The sequence below is a fragment of the Amycolatopsis sp. DG1A-15b genome, from assembly GCF_030285645.1.
Classification (GTDB): Bacteria; Actinomycetota; Actinomycetes; order Mycobacteriales; family Pseudonocardiaceae; genus Amycolatopsis.
The window spans coordinates 10,266,678-10,283,833 of the sequence record NZ_CP127296.1 but is presented as its reverse complement, the minus strand read 5'-3'; the positions used below and the strand labels follow the sequence as shown (position 1 = coordinate 10,283,833).

The 17,156-nt window shown below is 73.2% G+C and carries 21 protein-coding genes; 12 read left to right on the top strand and 9 right to left on the bottom strand.

The genetic code is table 11. The annotated features are described in order from the left end of the window. Nucleotides 1-96: 96 nt before the first annotated feature. Entirely contained in the window at nt 97-825 is a 729-nt protein-coding gene (locus QRY02_RS47925; RefSeq protein WP_285989308.1) for an alpha/beta fold hydrolase, read from the bottom strand. A gap of 46 nt (nt 826-871) precedes the next feature. Here QRY02_RS47925 and QRY02_RS47920 point away from each other — a divergent pair, with 46 nt between their 5' ends. The 3 genes from QRY02_RS47920 (at nt 872) to QRY02_RS47910 (ending at nt 3,856) form a co-directional block, all read left to right on the top strand. Further along, complete coding sequence (locus QRY02_RS47920) at nt 872-2,125, top strand: cytochrome P450 (RefSeq protein ID WP_285989307.1); 1,254 nt, start codon at nt 872-874, stop codon at nt 2,123-2,125. Continuing rightward, complete coding sequence (locus tag QRY02_RS47915) at nt 2,125-3,018, top strand: LysR family transcriptional regulator (protein WP_285989306.1); 894 nt, start codon at nt 2,125-2,127, stop codon at nt 3,016-3,018. Before QRY02_RS47920 ends, QRY02_RS47915 begins: the two co-directional genes overlap by 1 nt. A gap of 91 nt (nt 3,019-3,109) precedes the next feature. Then, nucleotides 3,110-3,856: an SDR family NAD(P)-dependent oxidoreductase gene (locus QRY02_RS47910; RefSeq protein WP_285989305.1), complete on the top strand. Its 747-nt coding sequence runs from the start codon at nt 3,110-3,112 to the stop codon at nt 3,854-3,856. Between the two features lie 18 nt (nt 3,857-3,874). On the opposite strand, the gene QRY02_RS47905 is transcribed toward QRY02_RS47910, so the two are convergent. Next, nucleotides 3,875-4,702 carry a carbon-nitrogen hydrolase family protein gene (locus tag QRY02_RS47905; protein ID WP_285989304.1) on the bottom strand — a complete coding sequence of 276 codons (828 nt, stop codon included), beginning with the start codon at nt 4,700-4,702 and terminating at the stop codon, nt 3,875-3,877. Continuing rightward, nucleotides 4,684-5,463 carry a DUF1295 domain-containing protein gene (locus QRY02_RS47900; RefSeq protein ID WP_285989303.1) on the bottom strand — a complete coding sequence of 260 codons (780 nt, stop codon included), beginning with the start codon at nt 5,461-5,463 and terminating at the stop codon, nt 4,684-4,686. The genes QRY02_RS47905 and QRY02_RS47900 overlap by 19 nt, the downstream gene beginning before the upstream one ends. Nucleotides 5,464-5,493: 30 nt before the next feature. On the opposite strand from QRY02_RS47900, the gene QRY02_RS47895 reads away from it, so the two are divergent. Continuing rightward, entirely contained in the window at nt 5,494-6,705 is a 1,212-nt protein-coding gene (locus QRY02_RS47895; RefSeq protein WP_285989302.1) for a threonine synthase, read from the top strand. Here the strand turns inward: QRY02_RS47895 and QRY02_RS47890 are convergent. Then, nucleotides 6,702-7,055, bottom strand: coding sequence for an arsenate reductase family protein (locus QRY02_RS47890; RefSeq protein ID WP_285989301.1), 354 nt, complete (start codon nt 7,053-7,055; stop codon nt 6,702-6,704). The two genes, QRY02_RS47895 and QRY02_RS47890, sit on opposite strands and share 4 nt — an antisense overlap. Nucleotides 7,056-7,108: 53 nt before the next feature. Here QRY02_RS47890 and QRY02_RS47885 point away from each other — a divergent pair, with 53 nt between their 5' ends. Together QRY02_RS47885 and QRY02_RS47880 are read left to right on the top strand one after the other, a co-directional pair. Continuing rightward, nucleotides 7,109-7,702: a TetR/AcrR family transcriptional regulator gene (locus QRY02_RS47885; protein WP_285989300.1), complete on the top strand. Its 594-nt coding sequence runs from the start codon at nt 7,109-7,111 to the stop codon at nt 7,700-7,702. Then, a complete protein-coding gene (locus tag QRY02_RS47880) occupies nt 7,699-8,319 on the top strand; it encodes an enoyl-CoA hydratase/isomerase family protein (protein ID WP_285989299.1) in 621 nt (206 codons plus the stop codon). The genes QRY02_RS47885 and QRY02_RS47880 overlap by 4 nt, the downstream gene beginning before the upstream one ends. A gap of 369 nt (nt 8,320-8,688) precedes the next feature. On the opposite strand, the gene QRY02_RS47875 is transcribed toward QRY02_RS47880, so the two are convergent. After that, a complete protein-coding gene (locus tag QRY02_RS47875; protein ID WP_285989298.1) occupies nt 8,689-9,945 on the bottom strand; it encodes an RNA polymerase sigma factor in 1,257 nt (418 codons plus the stop codon). A gap of 5 nt (nt 9,946-9,950) precedes the next feature. Continuing rightward, complete coding sequence (locus QRY02_RS47870) at nt 9,951-10,301, bottom strand: YciI family protein (RefSeq protein ID WP_285989297.1); 351 nt, start codon at nt 10,299-10,301, stop codon at nt 9,951-9,953. A 105-nt stretch (nt 10,302-10,406) separates the two neighbouring features. Between QRY02_RS47870 and QRY02_RS47865 the strand changes: the two genes are divergently transcribed. Genes QRY02_RS47865 through QRY02_RS47855 form a run of 3 tightly spaced genes read left to right on the top strand, consistent with a single transcriptional unit; the run spans nt 10,407 to nt 12,033 of the window. Next, nucleotides 10,407-10,856: a hypothetical protein gene (locus QRY02_RS47865; RefSeq protein ID WP_285989296.1), complete on the top strand. Its 450-nt coding sequence runs from the start codon at nt 10,407-10,409 to the stop codon at nt 10,854-10,856. Further along, on the top strand, nt 10,850-11,074 hold the full coding sequence (locus QRY02_RS47860) for a helix-turn-helix transcriptional regulator (protein ID WP_285989295.1): 225 nt from the start codon (nt 10,850-10,852) through the stop codon (nt 11,072-11,074). Before QRY02_RS47865 ends, QRY02_RS47860 begins: the two co-directional genes overlap by 7 nt. After that, complete coding sequence (locus tag QRY02_RS47855) at nt 11,071-12,033, top strand: NAD(P)-dependent alcohol dehydrogenase (RefSeq protein WP_285989294.1); 963 nt, start codon at nt 11,071-11,073, stop codon at nt 12,031-12,033. The genes QRY02_RS47860 and QRY02_RS47855 overlap by 4 nt, the downstream gene beginning before the upstream one ends. A 98-nt stretch (nt 12,034-12,131) precedes the next feature. On the opposite strand, the gene QRY02_RS47850 is transcribed toward QRY02_RS47855, so the two are convergent. Both QRY02_RS47850 and QRY02_RS47845 read right to left on the bottom strand, forming a co-directional pair. Then, nucleotides 12,132-12,947, bottom strand: coding sequence for an NAD(P)H-binding protein (locus QRY02_RS47850; protein WP_285989293.1), 816 nt, complete (start codon nt 12,945-12,947; stop codon nt 12,132-12,134). Nucleotides 12,948-12,998: 51 nt separating this feature from the next. Then, on the bottom strand, nt 12,999-13,370 hold the full coding sequence (locus tag QRY02_RS47845) for a YciI family protein (protein ID WP_285989292.1): 372 nt from the start codon (nt 13,368-13,370) through the stop codon (nt 12,999-13,001). Nucleotides 13,371-13,534: 164 nt separating this feature from the next. Here QRY02_RS47845 and QRY02_RS47840 point away from each other — a divergent pair, with 164 nt between their 5' ends. Together QRY02_RS47840 and QRY02_RS47835 are read left to right on the top strand one after the other, a co-directional pair. Then, nucleotides 13,535-14,617 (top strand): WD40/YVTN/BNR-like repeat-containing protein, encoded by a 1,083-nt coding sequence (locus QRY02_RS47840; protein ID WP_285989291.1) that lies wholly within the window; start codon nt 13,535-13,537, stop codon nt 14,615-14,617. A 3-nt stretch (nt 14,618-14,620) separates the two neighbouring features. Continuing rightward, nucleotides 14,621-14,905 carry a ubiquitin-like small modifier protein 1 gene (locus tag QRY02_RS47835; protein ID WP_285989290.1) on the top strand — a complete coding sequence of 95 codons (285 nt, stop codon included), beginning with the start codon at nt 14,621-14,623 and terminating at the stop codon, nt 14,903-14,905. On the opposite strand, the gene QRY02_RS47830 is transcribed toward QRY02_RS47835, so the two are convergent. Continuing rightward, nucleotides 14,880-16,268 carry an MFS transporter gene (locus QRY02_RS47830; RefSeq protein WP_285989289.1) on the bottom strand — a complete coding sequence of 463 codons (1,389 nt, stop codon included), beginning with the start codon at nt 16,266-16,268 and terminating at the stop codon, nt 14,880-14,882. The two genes, QRY02_RS47835 and QRY02_RS47830, sit on opposite strands and share 26 nt — an antisense overlap. 24 nt (nt 16,269-16,292) lie before the next feature. On the opposite strand from QRY02_RS47830, the gene QRY02_RS47825 reads away from it, so the two are divergent. After that, on the top strand, nt 16,293-16,727 hold the full coding sequence (locus tag QRY02_RS47825) for a MerR family transcriptional regulator (RefSeq protein ID WP_285989288.1): 435 nt from the start codon (nt 16,293-16,295) through the stop codon (nt 16,725-16,727). The last annotated feature ends 429 nt before the right edge of the window (nt 16,728-17,156 follow it).

Here is a 17,156-nt window from a genome sequence, read left to right as displayed (position 1 = left end):
TCGTCCACCACGCTTTCCTAGGCTTTCTGGCGTCCGGTGGTGGCGAGGGGTTCGCGGAGCAGCCGTCGCGTGGGGTACGACGGCTGCACCGGAACTTCACACGCCGAAGCGCTCGAGCAGGGCCCGCACGGCGGCCGGGTCCTCGACGTGGGCGTTGTGCCCGAGACCGGCGAGCGTGACGGCGTCGGGATCGAGCGCCCGCAGCTGCTCCGGACGGCTCATCGGGTCGTTTTCCCCCGCGGCGAGCACGACCGGGCAGCGCGCCCCGGCCAGCAGGGCCGGCATGTCCGGTGCGCCGAGGCCGAACGCGGCCGGGTCCATCGCGAGGCGCCAACCTCCCTCGGTCTCGCGAAGCCCGGCCGGGTCGGTCGGCGCGATCCCGAGCAGCCCGGACACCTTCAGGTAGGCCTGCTCGGCGTCTTCCCGCGTCGCGAACACCCGGGGCGGCCGGGCGGCGAACGACGCGGCGCGGTTCAGGTCGTCCTGGCTCCACTCGACCTTCACGCCGAGGGCCAGCACCCCGGCGACCTCGACGTCGTAGCGGCCGGACGCCAGCTCCAGCGCGAGCACGCCGCCGAGCGAGTGCCCGGCGACGATCAGCGGGCCGCCGTCCGGCAGCGCCCGCGCGACCGCCTCGGCGAACGTGGCGAAGCTGTAGTGCGGCAGCGGCGAGGACGGGCCGTGGCCCGGCAGGTCGGGCACCAGGACGCGCCGGTCGAGCAGGACGGCGAAGTGGGCCCAGACGGCGCCGGTCGCGCCGAGGCCGTGCAGGAGGAGGACGGCCGGTTCGCCCTTGCCGCCGGTGCGCATGTTGAGCGTGTCCATCCGCGCAGCTTCCCAAACTGTCGGTGGGCGCGGCTAGGGTCGCCTCGTGACGATCACCGATCCGGACACCTATGTGCGAGGTGTCCCGTACGACGAGCTGGCGCGGCTGCGGCGCGCCGGCCCGGTGGTGCGCGTCGACGACTTCTGGGCCGTACTGGGCCACGCCGAGGTGCGGCGGGTGCTGCGCGACCCCGGGGTGTTCTCCTCCCAGCTCGGCGGGACGCAGATCCGGGACGCGGCGGACCTCGCCTACGTGCGCCGGATGATGCTGAACATGGACCCGCCGGAGCACGGCCGGCTGCGCGGGCTGCTCACCAAGGCGTTCACCCCGCGCGCGATCGCGAAACTGACGTCGCAGATCGAAGGCTGGGCGCGGGAGCTCGTCGCGGCGGTCGCCGATCGCGGGGAATGCGACTTCGCGCAGGTGGCCGCCGACCTGCCGCTGCGCACCCTGGCCGGGGTGTTCGGCGTGCCGGAACAGGACCGGCGGCTGATGTACGACTGGAGCAACCGGGTGATCGGCTACCAGGACGCCGAGTACGCGGTGAGCTCGACGGTTTCCGTTTCCGAGGTGAGCGAGCTCGCCCGGGCCGCGCTCGCCGTCCGCCCGGCGCCGGGGCAGGCCGGGTCGATGCCGGACCCGCGGACCCGCGCGGGCATGCCGGACCTCTACGCGTACGCGAACGCGCTCGGCGACTACAAGCGCGAGCACCCGGGCGACGACGTGATGAGCAACCTGATGCGGCACGTCGGCGACGACGGCGGCCGCGTCTCCCTCGCCGAGTTCGAGAACCTCTTCTGGCTGTTTTCCGTGGCGGGGAACGAAACCCTCCGCAACGGCCTGCCCGGCGGGCTGCTCGCGCTGCTCTCGCACCCCGCGGAGTACCGGCGGCTCCTGGCCGACCGATCGCTGCTGCCCTCGGCGGTCGAGGAGATGCTGCGCTGGTGGACTCCGGTCATGCACTTCCGGCGCACCGCCGTTTCCGACGTCCGGCTGTCCGATGTGGACATCCGCGCCGGGGACAAGGTGGTGGTCTGGTTCTCGTCGGCCAACCGGGATCCGGCGGTGTTCCCCGATCCGGACACCTTCGACGTCGGCCGCACCCCGAACGACCACCTGACCTTCGGCCACGGCCCGCACTTCTGCCTCGGCGCGCACCTCGTGCGGGTGCAGCTGCGGGCGATGTTCGACGCGGTGCTCGACCAGCTCGGCTTCGTGGAACTCGCGGGCGAGCCGGTGCGGCTGCGGTCGAACTTCCAGAACGGCCTCAAGTCGCTGCCGATCCGGTGGGCCCGCTGATGGAGATCCGGGAGCTGCGGGCGTTCGTCGCGGTCGTCGAGGCGGGCGCGATGTCGAAGGCGGCCCGCCGGCTGCACGTGAGCCAGCCGGCGCTGTCCCAGACGATCACGGCGCTGGAACGGCGGCTCGGCGTCCGGCTGCTGGTGCGCACGAGCACCGGCGTGCAGGTCACCGACGCCGGAACGACGCTGCTCGGTGAGGCCCGCGCGGTGCTGGCCCGCCACGACCAGGCGCTCGCCGCGATGGCCCGGCACACCGCGGAGGGCGGCGGCGTGCTGCGCGTCGGCGTCCCCCTGGAACTGCCGCCGGAGCTGCTGCCCTCGGCGCTCGCGCGGCTGCCGGACACGCGGGTGCAGGCCCGGCACCTGTCGTCGGTGGCGCAGGTGGCCGCGCTGCGGGCCGGCGAACTGGACGTCGGGCTGGTGCGCGAGCGGCCGCCCGGGCCCGACCTGGACGCGGCGCTCGTGGTGACCGAGGACGTCGGTGTCCTGCTGGCCGCGGACCTGGCGGAGAAGCTGGGCTCGCCGGTCCGGCTGGAGGACCTGGCCGGCCTGGAGTGGTTCGCCTTCCCCCGTGCGGGCAGCCCGGCCTGGTACGACGAGCTGGCGGCGATCCTGCGCAGCCACGGCCTCGACGTCGGCCCGGAGGTCCCGGAGGAGCAGCGGCTGATCGTCGAGCTCAAGATCCCGGCGGTCAGCGCGGGCGGGGCGTACGCGTTCGCGCCACCCGCGTGGCCGTACCCGCTGCCGGACACCGTGCGCTGGGTGCCGCTGGCCGGGAACCCGATCGTCCGGCGGACCTGGGCGGTGTGGCCGGCGACGTCGCGCCGGCGGGACGTCGCCGAGTTCGTCGCGGCGCTGGAAGACCATCGGCGGAACGGATCGGAGGCATAAGGAGGGCCGAAGGCTCGATCGGAAGGGTTTGCAGGCGGCCTCGCTTGAACTCTGCGACCGGGGAAACACCCCGGTTCCGAAGGAGTTGAGCATGACTGCGGAACTGTCCGGGTCGACGGCCCTGGTGACCGGTGGGACGAGCGGCATCGGCCGCGCGACGGCGGTCGCGCTGGCCGGGCTCGGCGCGCACGTGGTGCTGTCCGGCCGGGACGCCGGGCGCGGCGCCGAGGCCGTCGAGACCATCCGCGCGGCGGGCGGCAAGGCCGACTTCGTCGCGGCGGACCTGAAGGACGCCGCGTCGGCGCGTGCCCTCGCGGCCCGGGCGCGTGAGGTGGGCGGGCCGATCGACGTGCTGGTCAACAACGCCGGCGTGTTCCCGACCGGGCCGACCGAATCCTTCGCCGAGGCGGACTTCGACGCGGTCTTCACGACGAACGTCAAGGTGCCTTTCTACCTCGTCGCCGAGCTGGCGCCGGAAATGGCCGCGCGCGGCCACGGCGCGATCGTGAACGTGTCCACGATCGTCGCGACAGCCGGCATGGCGGGCATGGCGCCCTACGGCGCGTCGAAGGCGGCCATCGAGCTGATGACGAAGGCGTGGGCGGCGGAGTTCGGCCCGTCGGGCGTGCGGGTCAACGCGGTCAGCCCGGGCCCGACCCGCACGGAAGGCACGGCGGCGTTCGGCGACGGCCTGGACGAGCTGGCGGCGGCGGGCCCGGCCGGGCGAGTGGCTGCCCCGGAGGAGATCGCGGCGGCGATCGCGTTCCTGGCCGCGGGTGACGCGAGCTTCGTCCACGGCGCGGTGCTCCCGGTCGACGGCGGCCGGCTGGCGGTCTGAGCCCCGCGCGGGACGGCGTCACCGCAGGAAGGTGACGCCGTCCCGCGGTCGCTCGTCCACCGTCAGCGAGAACACGTCCGGCCGCGCGTAGTGCCCCGACACGTCGAGGCTGTGCCGCGCGGCCACGATCTCCTGGACGTCGATCTCCGCCGTGATCAGGCCCTCCGCATCGCGCAGCGGGCCCGCCAGCACGTCCCCCAGCGGGCCGACGATCACGCTGCCGCCGCGGAACGGGTCGTCGCCGCCGGACTCGTACGGGCACGCCGAAACCACGAAACACCGGCCCTCGTCGGCGATGTGGCGCATCGACGCCTGCCAGACGTCGCGGTCGTCCGCCGTCGGGGCGCACCAGATTTCCACGCCCTTCGCGTACATCGCCGCCCGTAGCAACGGCATGTGGTTCTCCCAGCAGATCGCCGCGCCGGCCCGGCCCGCCGCCGTCGGGACCACCGGGAGCGTCGAGCCGTCGCCGCGGCCCCAGAACACGCGTTCCCGCGCCGTCGGCACCAGCTTGCGGTGCTTGGCCACCATCCCCAGCTCCGGGTCGAGGAAGACCACCGTGCTGTACAGCGTGGAGCCGTCGCGCTCGATGACGCCCACCACCAGCGTCGCGCCGGTCCGGGAGGCGAGCCCGGCCAGCGCCGCCGTCTCGGGGCCCGGCACGGCCACCGCCGCGTGGAAGTACTCGACGAACGGCACACGCCCCGGATAACCACCGAGCACGGCCTCCGGCAGCACCACCAGGTCGGCGCCCCGGATCCCGTCCTCGAACGCCAGGATCCGCTCGAGCGGGACACCGGTCGAGAGCTGCAGCGCGACGACGACCGTCATCCGCGGACCGGCCACGGGACCACCGCCGACGTCCGCCGCTGGTAGTCCGCGTACTCCGGGTACCGGGACTTCGTGATGCTCTCGGTGAACCGCGTCGAGCCCACGAACAGCAGCGTCAGCAGGACCGCGCCGACGACCGTCCACTGCAGACCGCCGGCGACCACCCCGAACGCGGCAACCGCCCACCACTGCGCCTGCTCGAAGAAGAAGTTCGGGTGCCGCGAGTAGCGGAACAGCCCGGCCTGCAGGAACCGCGTCGGCGCCCGGCCCGCGTGCTTCTCGCGGTGGAACCGCCACTGCTGCTGGTCGGCGACCGTCTCCCCGGCGAGGAAGGCGGCGAACACCACCGCGACGACGACGTCCGCGACCCCGAACCCGCCGGGGTGCTCCAGCGCGGTCAGCGCCGGGAGGGTGATCAGCAGCAGGATGGCGTTCTGGTACAGCGAGATGAAGAAGAAGTTGAACAGCTGGAACTGCCACGGCGCCATCCGCTCGCGCAGCACCGCCCACCGGTAGTCCTCGCCGCCGGGCGCGTACCCGCCCTTGCGGGCGAAGTTGAACGTCAGCCGGATCCCCCAGAGGGTGACCAGCGCGAACATCACGTCGAGCCGGGTGTCGGCGAACCCGGCGGCGCCGGCGAAGATCCCCACGTAGGCCACCGGCACGATCGACCAGATCCGGTCCACCCAGGAGTACTCCCTGGTCAGCACCGAGACCAGCCAGGTGCCGAGGGTCACCCCGGCGAAGACGTAGAGGCACACCCGCAGCGCGTCCATGTGCTCACCTTAGGACCTAGGATCGGCGCCGTGCCGTACTCCTTCCTCAGCCACCTCGAGTGCTCCCGGACCGGCGAACGCCTCGACGCCGACACGGTCCAGGGTCTCTCCGCGGCGGGCGCGCCGCTGCTCGCGCGCTACGACCTCGACGGCGTCCGCGAAGCCGTGACGCCGAAGGAGATCGCCGGGCGCGAGCCGACGCTGTGGCGCTACCACGAGGTGCTGCCCGTGCGCTCGGCCGAGCACGTCGTCAGCCTCGGCGAAGGCATGACGCCGTTGCTGCGGCTGCCGCGCTACGGCCGCGAACTGGGGCTGTCGCGCCTGTGGATGAAGGACGAAGGCCTGGTCCCGACCGGCACGTTCAAGGCCCGGGGCGCCGCGGTCGGCGTCTCGCGGGCGGCCGAGCTGGGCGTGCGCGGGATCGCGATGCCGACGAACGGCAACGCCGGCGCGGCGTGGGCGTTGTACGCGGCGCGCGCGGGGCTGTCGAGCCTGGTCGCGATGCCGGACGACGCCCCGGCGATCACCATGCGCGAGTGCGTCGCCGCCGGTGCCGAGCTGTACCGGGTGGACGGTCTCATCGGCGACGCGGGCAAGCTCGTCGCCGCGGCGGTTCAGCGGCGTGCAGGGGTCCAGGACGTCTCGACGCTGAAGGAGCCGTACCGCATCGAGGGCAAGAAGACGATGGGGTACGAGATCGCCGAGCAGTTCGGCTGGCGCCTGCCCGACGTCATCCTCTACCCCACCGGCGGCGGCGTCGGCATCATCGGGATCTACAAAGCCCTGCTCGAGATGCGGGAACTGGGCTGGGTTTCCGGCCCGCTGCCCCGGCTCGTCGCCGTCCAGGCCACCGGCTGCGCGCCGATCGTCTCGGCGTTTTCGCGCGGTGCGCGGGAAAGCACCCCGTTCCCGGACGCCCGGACGGTCGCCTTCGGCATCACCGTGCCCAAGGCGCTCGGCGACTTCCTCGTGCTCGACGCCGTGTACGCGACCGGCGGCACCGCGATCGCCGTCACCGACGAGGAACTGCTCGCGGCCCAACGGGAACTGGCCTCGCATGAAGGCACTTTCGTCTGCCCGGAGGGCGGCGCGTGCTTCGCCGCGCTGCGGCACCTGCGCGAGTCCGGCTGGCTCGAGGGCGACGAAGACGTCGTCGTGCTCAACACCGGCGCCGGGATCAAGTACCCGGAGACGGTGGCCCTGGACGTCCCGCTGCTCGCGAAGGGCGACGCGATTCCTTAAAGGACCGACCGCACGGTCTCGGGGTCGCGCGCGACGACCGCCGTGCCGTCGTCGGCCGTGATGATCGGCCGCTGGATCAGCTTGGGGTGCCCGGCCAGCGCGTCGATCCACTTCGGCCGGTCTTCGGGCGTGCGGCCCCAGGTCTTGAGGCCGAGTTCCTTCGCGACGGGCTCGGCGGTGCGCGTGATGTCCCACGGTTCGAGGCCGAGGCGCTCCAGGACGGCTTCGAGTTCCGCCGCCGTCGGCGGGTCCTCGAGGTAGCGGCGCACGGTGTACTCCGCGCCGGCCTCGTCGAGCATCGACACCGCGGACCGGCACTTCGAGCACGCCGGGTTGATCCAGATCTCCACGGCGGCAGCTTACCGCCCTGGTTTTGGAGCACGTGCTCTGTTACGGTCTCGGCATGCCCCGCCCCCGCGTCCACGACCTCGACGCGCTCCTCGACGTCGCCGAGCGGCTCATCGCCTCCTCGGCGGAGGTGACCGTGCGTGGCCTGGCCGCGGCCGCGGGCGTGCCGAACGGGACGATCTACCACGCGTTCGGGTCGCTCAGCGCGCTGCGGGCCCGGGTCTGGCTGCGGGCGGCGACGGCGTTCCTCGACCTCCAGACCTCGCTCGTGGAGCAGGCTTCGTCGCCGGTGGAGGCGGTCGTCGCGGCGGCGGACACGCCCGCGGTGTTCGCGTCCCTGCGTCCCGAGGGGGCGCGGATGCTGCTGTCGGTGCGGGGCGACCGGCTCTTCGGGCCCGAGCTGCCCGGCGAGCTGGCGGAGGCCCTGCACGCGGTGGACAAACGCCTGGTCGCCCTGCTGATCCGGCTCGCCCGCCGGCTGTGGGACCGCGGCGACGGCCTGGCGGTCGAGGTGATCACGACGTGCGTCGTCGACCTGCCGACGGCGTTCTTCCGGCGTGACATCACCGATCCCCTGGTGCGGGAAAGGCTGGCCGCCGCGGTGCGGGCGGTGCTGACCGTGCCCCCTCGAGAAAAGGACCGACCGTGACCGTTTCCGTGCTCGACCTGGGCGACGACGAAAACCGGTTCTCACCGGCCTGGCTGCAGCGCGTCCATTCCTTTTTGGACGACGTCGAAGGCGCCCTGGTGACCACCGGAGGCGGCAAGTTCTATTCGAACGGCCTCGACCTCGAATGGCTGACGGCCCACGGCGACCAGGCAGCCGGGTACGTCGCGGAGGTCCAGGAGCTGTTCGCCCGGGTGCTGACCCTGCCGGTCCCGACCGTCGCGGCGATCAACGGCCACGCGTTCGGCGCGGGCGCAATGCTGGCCATGGCCCACGACTTCCGCGTGATGCGCGGCGACCGAGGTTATTTCTGTTTCCCGGAGGCGGACATCAACATCCCGTTCACGCCGGGGATGGCGGCGCTGATCCAGGGCAAGCTGACCCCGTCGGCGGCGATCGCCTCGATGACGACGGGCCGGCGTTTCGGCGGCTCGGAGGCGGCGGAGATCGGGTTGGTGGACGAGGTCGCGGCCGAGGGCGAAGTGGTGAAGGTGGCACACGAACGGGCGCAGGCGCTGGCGGGCAAGGACCGCGGGACGCTGGGCGCGATCAAGGCGACGATGTTCGCACCGGCGGTGGCGGCGCTGCGGGCGGGGTAGGCCTCCGGCCCCCGGTATCCAGCTTACCGGGGGCCACCGACAGTTCCGGGCCGGCGATGGGCCGAGCGACGCCGACGAGGCGGGGACGAAACCCCCGAGGCAGCGGCGGCGCGAGGGAAGCGATGAAGCGGCAGCCCCAGGGCGGGGCGGCGCAGGAAGCGCCTCGGGCGAGGCGGCGGCGCGGGCAAGCGGGGCAGCTGCAGTGCGGCGCGGGCAAGCGGCGGCGCAGCCGCAGGGCGCGCAGCCGCAGGGCGGCGCGGACAAGCAGCGCAGCCGCAATGCGGCGCGGAGGCGGCGCAGCCGCAGAGCAGCGCGGACAAGCAGCGCCGCAGCGAGCGACCACCGCGGAGAGGCGGCATGATCCGCGGCTCACCGCTCTCCGCACACCTCGGCCACCTGGGCCAGCCGGCCCCGCAGATGGACCCGCTCCGGCTCGGTTCCCGCCAGCTCCAACGCCTCCCGGTAGGCCACCGCCGCTTCCTCGAGCCGCCCGAGCCGGCTCAGCAAATCGCCACGAGCCGCCGGGAACGGGCTGTAGGCGCGCAACCTCGGCTCCTCCGCCAGTCCCTCCAGCAACGCCAGTCCCGCCGCCGGGCCGTCGCGCATCGCCACCGCCACCGCGCGGTTCAGCTCCACCACCGGTGAGGGCGCCAGCCCGCGCAGCACGTCGTACAACGCCACGATCTGCGGCCAGTCCGTGCTCGCCACGTCCGCGGCCTCGTCGTGCAGGGCCGCGATCGCCGCCTGGACGCCGTACCAGCCCGGCGGGCCGCCGGTCAGCGACACCACGACCAAGGCCGCGCCCTCGTCGATCAGCGGGCGGTCCCAGCGGGCGCGGTCCTGGTCGTCGAGGAGCACCAGGTCGCCGTCCGGGCCCGTCCGGGCGTCGCGGCGGGCGTGGATCAGCAGCATCAGCGCCAGCAGGCCCGCCACCTCCCGCTCCCCCGGCAGCAGCCGGCGCAGGATCCGCGCCAGGCGGATCGCCTCCTCCGCCAGGTCGAGCCGCTGCAGGTCCGGACCGGAACTCGCCGCGTAGCCCTCGGTGAAGATCGAGTAGAGGACCTGCAGCACGCCCGGCAGCCGCCCGGGCAGCTCGGCGGCGTCCGGCACGCGGAACGGGATCCGCAGCGTGCGGATCCGGCTCTTCGCGCGCACGATCCGCTTGCCCATCGTCGCGCTGGGGACCAGGAACGCGCGCGCCACCTCCGGGGTCGTCAACCCGGCGAGGCAGCGCAACGTCAGGGCCGCGCGGTCCTCGGCCGGCAACGCCGGGTGGGCGCAGGTGAAGAACAGCTGGAGCCGCTCGTCGGGCAGGCCGCCGTCGTCGGAGGGCGGGGCGGGCGCCGCGCGTTCGGCCTCGACCTGCAGCACCGCGAGCCGGGCCGCGTAGGCCTGGTCGCGGCGCAGCCGGTCGACGGCCTTGCGCCGGGCCGTCGTCATCAGCCAGGCACCCGGGTTCGGCGGCACGCCGTCGGCGGGCCAGCGCACCAGCGCGGCCTCGATCGCCTCCGACGTCACCTCCTCGGCCAGGTCGAGGTCGCCGAACCGCCGGAGGAGCGCGGCGAGCAGCAGCCCGCGCTCCTCCCGGAACACCGCCTCGACGGATGCCTCGGCCCGCCCCGCCACCGCCGTCAGTCCCCGTACGAAGCGAGCGGCCGGACGACGATGTGCCCGCCGCCGCGGGATCCCGGGCAGCGCGCTGCCCAGTCGAGGGCGACGTCGAGATCCGGCACGTCGACGACGAAGTAGCCGCCCAGCACCTCACGGGACTCGGCGAACGGCCCGTCGGTGACGACCCGCTCGCCGTGGTCGTCGACCCGGACGGTGGTGGCCGTGGTGAAGTCGGCGAGCGAGTTCCCGGAGACGTAGACCCCCGAGTCCTTGATGGTCTTGTCGAACAGCTGCCAGTCCTCGACCGTGCAGCCGCCCATGGCCTCGCCGTCCGCGTCGAGCGAGGCGTTGATCAGCATCAGGTACTTCACGGGATCCTCCAGTGGCTCGGTTGCCGTACGCGGTGACTACGAACGGCCGGCGCCGCCTTGGACACCCTCGCCGAAGATTTTCTCATGTCAAGAAAGTTTGACACGATGTCTGGTTTATTTTACCTTGACGAGGTGACCCACGAAGAGAAGCGCGCCTGGATCCTCGGCATCGCCGCGATAGTGAGCTACGCGGCGTACCTGGTGGTGGTCCTCGGCCGGGCCGGCGGGCGACCGCTGGCCGAAGTCCCCTACGTCGCGACGCTGCTGTGGACGGTCGGCGCGTCCATCGTCGCGACGATCGTGCTGAGCATCGTCGCCGCGTTGGTTTCGGGAGACGGCGGCAAGGACCAGCGCGACCGCGAGATCGGCCGGTTCGGCGAGTACGCCGGCCATTCGTTCGTCGTCATCGGTGCCGTCGCGGCCCTGCTCCTGGCGATGGCCGAGGCGCCGCACTTCTGGATCGCCAACGCCGTCTACCTGGCGTTCACGCTCTCGGCGATCCTCGGGTCGATCGCCCGGATCTTCGCCTACCGCCGGGGTTTCCAGCCGTGGTGAAGCCGACCCGCGTCACGAACTCGCTCCGCGCCCTCCGGTTCGCGCACGGCCGGCTGACCCAGGCCGAGCTCGCCACCCGGCTCGGCGTCACCCGCCAGACCGTCATCGCGATCGAGCAGGGCCGGTATTCGCCGTCGCTCGAGATGGCCTTCCAGATCGCGCACGTGTTCGGAGTTCCGCTCGAAGAAGTGTTCCAGTACCCGGAGGAGACGTCGTGAAAGCCATCGTCCAAGACCGCTACGGCAGCCCGGATGTCCTCGCACTGCGCGAGGCCGGCAGACCGTCGCCCGCGGCCGGCGAGGTCCTCGTGCGCGTGCACGCGGCCGGCGTCGACGCGGGCGTCTGGCACCTGACCACCGGGCAGCCGTACCTGCTGCGCCTGCTGGGTTTCGGGCTGCGCCGGCCCAAGCAGCCGGTGCGGGGCCTCGACTTCGCCGGCACGGTCGAGGAGATCGGCGACGGTGTCACGCGGGTCCGGCCCGGTGACGAGGTGTTCGGCGTCTGCGAGGGCGCGTTCGCCGAGCACGCCATCGCGAAGCAGGACCTCGTCGCGGCGAAGCCCGGACGCGTCTCGTTCGAGGAGGCGGCGGCCGTCCTCGTCTCCGGCGGTACCGCCCTGCAGGCCCTGCGCGACGTGGGCCGCGTCCGGCCAGGGCACCGCGTCCTGGTCATCGGTGCGGCCGGCGGCGTCGGGTCCTTCGCGGTGCAACTGGCCAAGGCCTTCGGGGCGGACGTCACGGGGGTGTGCAGCACCGCCAAGACGGACCTCGTCCGCGGGCTCGGCGCCGGGCACGTCGTGGACTACACGCGCGAGGACTTCGCGGGCCGGCGGTACGACCTGATCCTGGACACCGCAGGCCTGCGTTCGCTGACCGACCTGCGCCGGGCGCTGACCCCGCGCGGCACGCTGGTGATCGTCGGCGGCGAAGGCGGCAAGTGGCTCGGCGGCATCCAGCGCGTCTTCCGGGCGGCGCTGCTGAACCCGTTCGTGCGGCACCGGTTGTGCGGGCTGGTCGCCCGGGTTCGGGCCGCGGACCTCGAGACCCTGCGCGAAATGATCGAGACCGGACAGCTCACGCCTGCCCTCGACCGGACCTACCCCCTCGCGGACGCCGCCGCCGCGGTCGGCCACCTCCGCGCCGGACGCGCGGCGGGCAAGGTCGTCCTCATCCCTTGAGGCCGCGATCCTCCGGCCTCCCGGCCCGGTCGTCACCACCGTGCCGAACAACTCCGGGCGGCGCGGCGCCCAGCCATCGACGGCGTCCCTTCACAGCGTCAGCGGAACGCGCCGGCGTGCGCCTCGGCCCACTGGGCGAAGGTCCGCGCCGGCCGCCCGGTCACCTCCGGCACCGTCGGGTACACCGTCGCCTCGTCCAAGGTGCCCTCGACGTAGAAGTTCCAGAACGCGTCGACGTACTCGCGCGGCATCCCCGCCTCGAGCTCCACGCGCGTCTCGTCGTTCGACAGTCCCACGAACCGGAGATCCCGCCCCAGCACCGAAGCCAGCGCCGAAACCTGCTCCACCGGCCGCATCGCCACCGGGCCGGTCAGGTCGTACACACGCCCTTCGTGCCCACCGGCCAGCGCCGCCACCGCCACCGCCGCGATGTCCGCCGGATCGATGCACGCCACCGGGACGTCCGGGAACTGGACGCGGACCGTGTCGCCCGAACGCAGCTGCGGCAGCCAGCGCAGGGCGTTCGACATGAACGCGCGCGGCCGCAGGAACGTCCAGTCCAGGCCCGATTCCCGCACCGCGCGCTCGGACAGCGTCATGTAGCGGGAGACCGCGTTGTCCAGGTCTTCCAGCGCCGCCGACCCGCCGGACAGCAGCACGACCCGCCGCACGCCCGCGTCCCGCAGCACGCCGGACGCGTCGTCGTACCCGGACAACAGGAAGACGCCTTCGACACCCTTGAGAGCGTCCGTGAGGCTGCCGGGCGAGCCGAGGTCGCCCACCGCGGCCTCGACCCCGTCCGGCAGCGTGACGTCCGGCCGGCGCACCAGCGCCCGGACCGGGGCCCCCGCCGCCGCGAGTGCCGAAACCACTTCCGCGCCGACGTTGCCGGTGGCGCCGGTGACCAGGAACATCGCTCAACCCCCCGAGAGCCGTTCCGGCCAGCGTAGCGCCACCGGCCGCCCTCAGTCCTGCGCCGGCAGTTCGTCGAACTCGACGACCTGCCGGATCTCCACCTCGATCTCCTGGTCGAACAGCTCGACGTACCGCTTGGCGAACTCGACGGCCTCGGCCCGGTCCGCCGCGTTGATCAGCGCGAACCCGCCGATGACCTCCTTGGCCTCGGCGAACGGCCCGTCGGTGACGCGGATCGCCGCGCCGCGGGGCTTGCGGACCAGCGAGCCCTTCTCCGTCGGGTGGACGCCCTCCGCGGTGATCAGGATGCCCTTCTCCGCCGACTCCTGGATGAACCCGCCCATCTTCTCGATGAACTCCTGGCTGGGGTTCCACGACTGCGGGTCGCGCTCGTCGACGCGGTGCATCATGAGGAAACGCATGGCTTGCTCCCTGGTGTCTTTTCGGCCGGGGTCCGGTTGTCTTCCGGACTCGCTGACCGGCCTTCACCCCCGCGTCGAACGGTCGGATCCGGCGTTCGACATTTCCCCGGGGAGATTTTTCCGGCAGAGTACCTGTGAGCTGCATCACCGGAGGAAGGTGTCCGATGTCCGTCCTGCTCGCGATCGGCACGCGCAAGGGTCTGTGGCTGGCCACCAGCACCGACGACCGGGCCACGTGGGAGGTCACCGGCCCGCACCACCCGATGACCGAGGTGTACGCGGTCGGCATCGACACGCGCCACGCCACGCCGCGGCTGCTCGCCGGGGTCACCAGCGAGCACTTCGGGCCGAGCGTCGCCACCAGCGACGACCTGGGCGCGACCTGGGCCGAACCCGACCACGCGCCGATCGCGTTCCCGGCGGACACCGGCGAATCCCTGGCCAGGGCGTGGCAGCTCGCGCCGGGCCCGGCGGGCGAGCCGGACGTCGTCTACGCGGGCACCGAGCCGTCCGCCCTCTTCCGCTCCACCGACGGCGGCCGCACCTACGAACTCGTCCGCGGCCTGTGGGACCACCCGCACCGCGAGCACTGGACGCCCGGGGGCGGCGGCAAGGCCATCCACACCGTTCTCCCGCACCCCACCGACCCCGGCCGCGTCACCGTGGCGATGTCCACCGGCGGCGTCTACCGCACCGAGGACGGCGGCGAGTCCTGGACAGCGAGCAACACCGGCATCAAGGCGGTGCACGTGCCCGACCCGTACCCCGAATACGGCCAGTGCGTGCACAAGGTCGCGCGGCACCCGGCCGAGCCGGACCGCCTGTTCGCGCAGGTCCACCACGGCGTCTACCGCAGCGACGACGCGGGCGCGACCTGGCGGTCCATCGCCGACGGCCTGCCCAGCGACTTCGGCTTCCCGATCGTCGTCCACCCGAACCGGCCCGAGGTCGTCTACACGTTCCCGCTGGTCGCCGACGCGATGCGGTTCCCTCCCGAGGGCCGGTGCCGGGTGTACCGCAGCGAGGACGCCGGCAAGTCGTGGGAGGCGCTGGGGGCAGGCCTGCCGGACGGGTACTGGGCCGGCGTCATGCGGGACGCGATGTGCACCGACGACGCCGACCCGGCCGGGGTGTACTTCGGTTCGCGGACCGGCGACGTCTACGCCAGCCGCGACGACGGCGACAGCTGGCAGCTCGTCGCGGCGCACCTGCCCGACGTGCTGAGCGTTCGCGCCGCGAGGGTGTGAACCGTGCGGATCACCGTGCTGCTGCCCGGGACGCTGCGGGAAAAGGCCGGCGGCGAGTCCCGGCTCGACGTCGAGGTCGCCGGGCCGGCCACGCTGGCCGGCCTGCTCGACGCGCTCGCCGAGCGGTACCCGGCGCTCGAGCGGCGGCTGCGCGACGAGCAGTCGGAGCTGCGCCGGTACGTCAACTTCTACGTCGACGGCGAGGAGTGCCGCCACCGCGGCGGCACCGCGACGGTGCTGCGCGAAGACGCCGAGGTGCAGATCATCCCGTCGGTCGCGGGAGGCTGAGCTCGTCGAACAGCGCGGCGGCCCGGTCGGCCGTCGCGGCCGCCCGGCGTCCGGTGCTGAGCAGCGCCAGGACGACGAGACCGGCCCCGAGCCCGGCGACCAGCCACCACACGCCGTGTCCCGCGCCCGAGAGCGCCACGCCCAGGGTGGTGCCGGTCTGCCGGCCTGCCGACGCCAGCGACGCCGCCACCCCGGCCATCGACCCCGGCATCCCGGAGACGGCGGTGTTGGTGATCGGCGGGTTCACCGTGCCGAGGAACAGGCCGAACAGCAGGAAGGTCGCGAGCACGACGGGCAGCGGCGTCGCCGGGCCCAGCCCCGCCGAGACGGCGCCGCCCGCGGCGAGGGCGACCCCGGCGACGACCAGCGGCCACCGCGGGCCGCGCGCGCCGACGAACCGTCCGGTCCGCGGCGACAGGACCAGGACGAGCACGCCGACCGGCAGCAGGCACAGGCCCGCCGCCAGCGGGGTCATGCCCCGGACGTCCTGGAGGTACTGCGTCGTCGAGAACAGGAAGACGCCGAACCCGCAGAGCGCGAACAACGCCATGACGATCGCCGCGCTGAAGGACACGCTGCGGAACAAGCGCAGCTCGAGCAGCGGGTCGGCGCGGCGCGGCTCGTAGGCGAGGATGCCCAGCACGCCGAGTCCGGCGAGCGCGAGCAGGCCGAGGAGCCACGGTGACGTCCAGCCCAGCCGGTGCGACTCGATGAGGGCGGCGACGACGCTGCCGAGCACCACCAGCACGAGGCCCTGCCCCACCGGGTCGAAGCGGCGGGGCCGCGGCGCGCGCGACTCGGGCACGAACAACGTCGTGGCGACGAGCGCGGCGGCGATGATCGGGACGTTGACCCAGAACACGGCCCGCCAGCCGAAGCCGTCGACGAGCATGCCGCCGAGGATCGGCCCGAGCGCCAGCGCCAGGCCGGACATCGAGCCGAACACGCCGATGGCGCGGGCGCGCTCGGCCGGGGCGGGGAAGGTGGTGGCGACGATGGCCATCGCGACCGGGTTGAGCATGGTGCCGCCGGCCGCCTGCAGCACGCGGGCCGCGATCAGCCAGCCGATGCCGGGGGCCAGGCTGCACAGCAGCGACCCGAGGCCGAAGACGGCCAGGCCGCACTGGAAGACGCGCTTGCGGCCGAACCGGTCGGCGGCCGAACCGCCGAGCACGAGGAAAGCCGCCAGGACCAGCGTGTAGGCGTCGACGGTCCACTGCAGGCCGGAGACGGACGCGCCCAGGTCACGGCGGATCGAGGGCAGCGCGACGGTGACGATGGAGATGTCCATCACCACGACGACGATGCTGGCGCAGCAGATCGCGAGCACGAGACCCGGGCGGCTTGCGGTCGGAACGTTCATGCGATCGACGCTAGGATTTAGAGCGTGCTCGAAGTCAAATCGCCGATCCCCGCGGAGGGCCTGACCATCGCGGACGCGGCCCGCCGCACCGGGGTAAGCGCGCACACGCTGCGCTACTACGAACGGGCGGGCCTGGTGGTCACCCGCGTCGACCGCACGAGCGGCGGCCGCCGCCGCTACCGGCAGCTGGACCTGGACTGGATCAAGATCTGCACCAAACTCCGGGCGACGGGCATGCCGATCAAGACGATTCGCCGCTACGCGGACCTGGTCGCCGCCGGCCGCGGCAACGAGCCGGAACGCCTGGCGCTGCTGGAGGAGCACCGCGCCGACGTGCTGGCGAGGCTGGCGGAGCTCCAGGAGAACCTGGTCCTCATCGACCGCAAGATCGGCGTGTACCGGGGCCGCCTCGAGGCCGGCGACGCGGACGGCCTGTGGGCCCCGGCCCAGCCGCACTGACCTCGCCCGTCGCGACGGCACCCGGCGTCACCGGCTGGGATCAAGGGCAGCCGTGGAGGGAAACCCGCTGCCCGAGCTCCGGCCGTTGTCGTGGTGGTGGATCGTGCCCGCGCTGCGGGCGATCGCGGCCATCGGCATCGGCGTCTACGCCTGGGCCTCACTGGTGGCGGTCTCGGGCTCTGGCTCGCGTTCGCTCGACAACCTGGGCCTGGTCTTCTGCCAGTGCCGGTCCCGGATCTTGGACCACGCGACGATCGCGGGCCGATGGGGCTCGACGGCACGGAGGTCCTCGAGAAGGTCAGCTGCGACCGGACGACCTTCCGCGGCCGGGTCGAAGTGCACGGCTTCGAAGGGGCCTCCCCACCACCTTCCGCGGTGCGACGTTCGAAGCGGGCATCACCATGACCGATTCGAAGCCCGGCGGCGTGC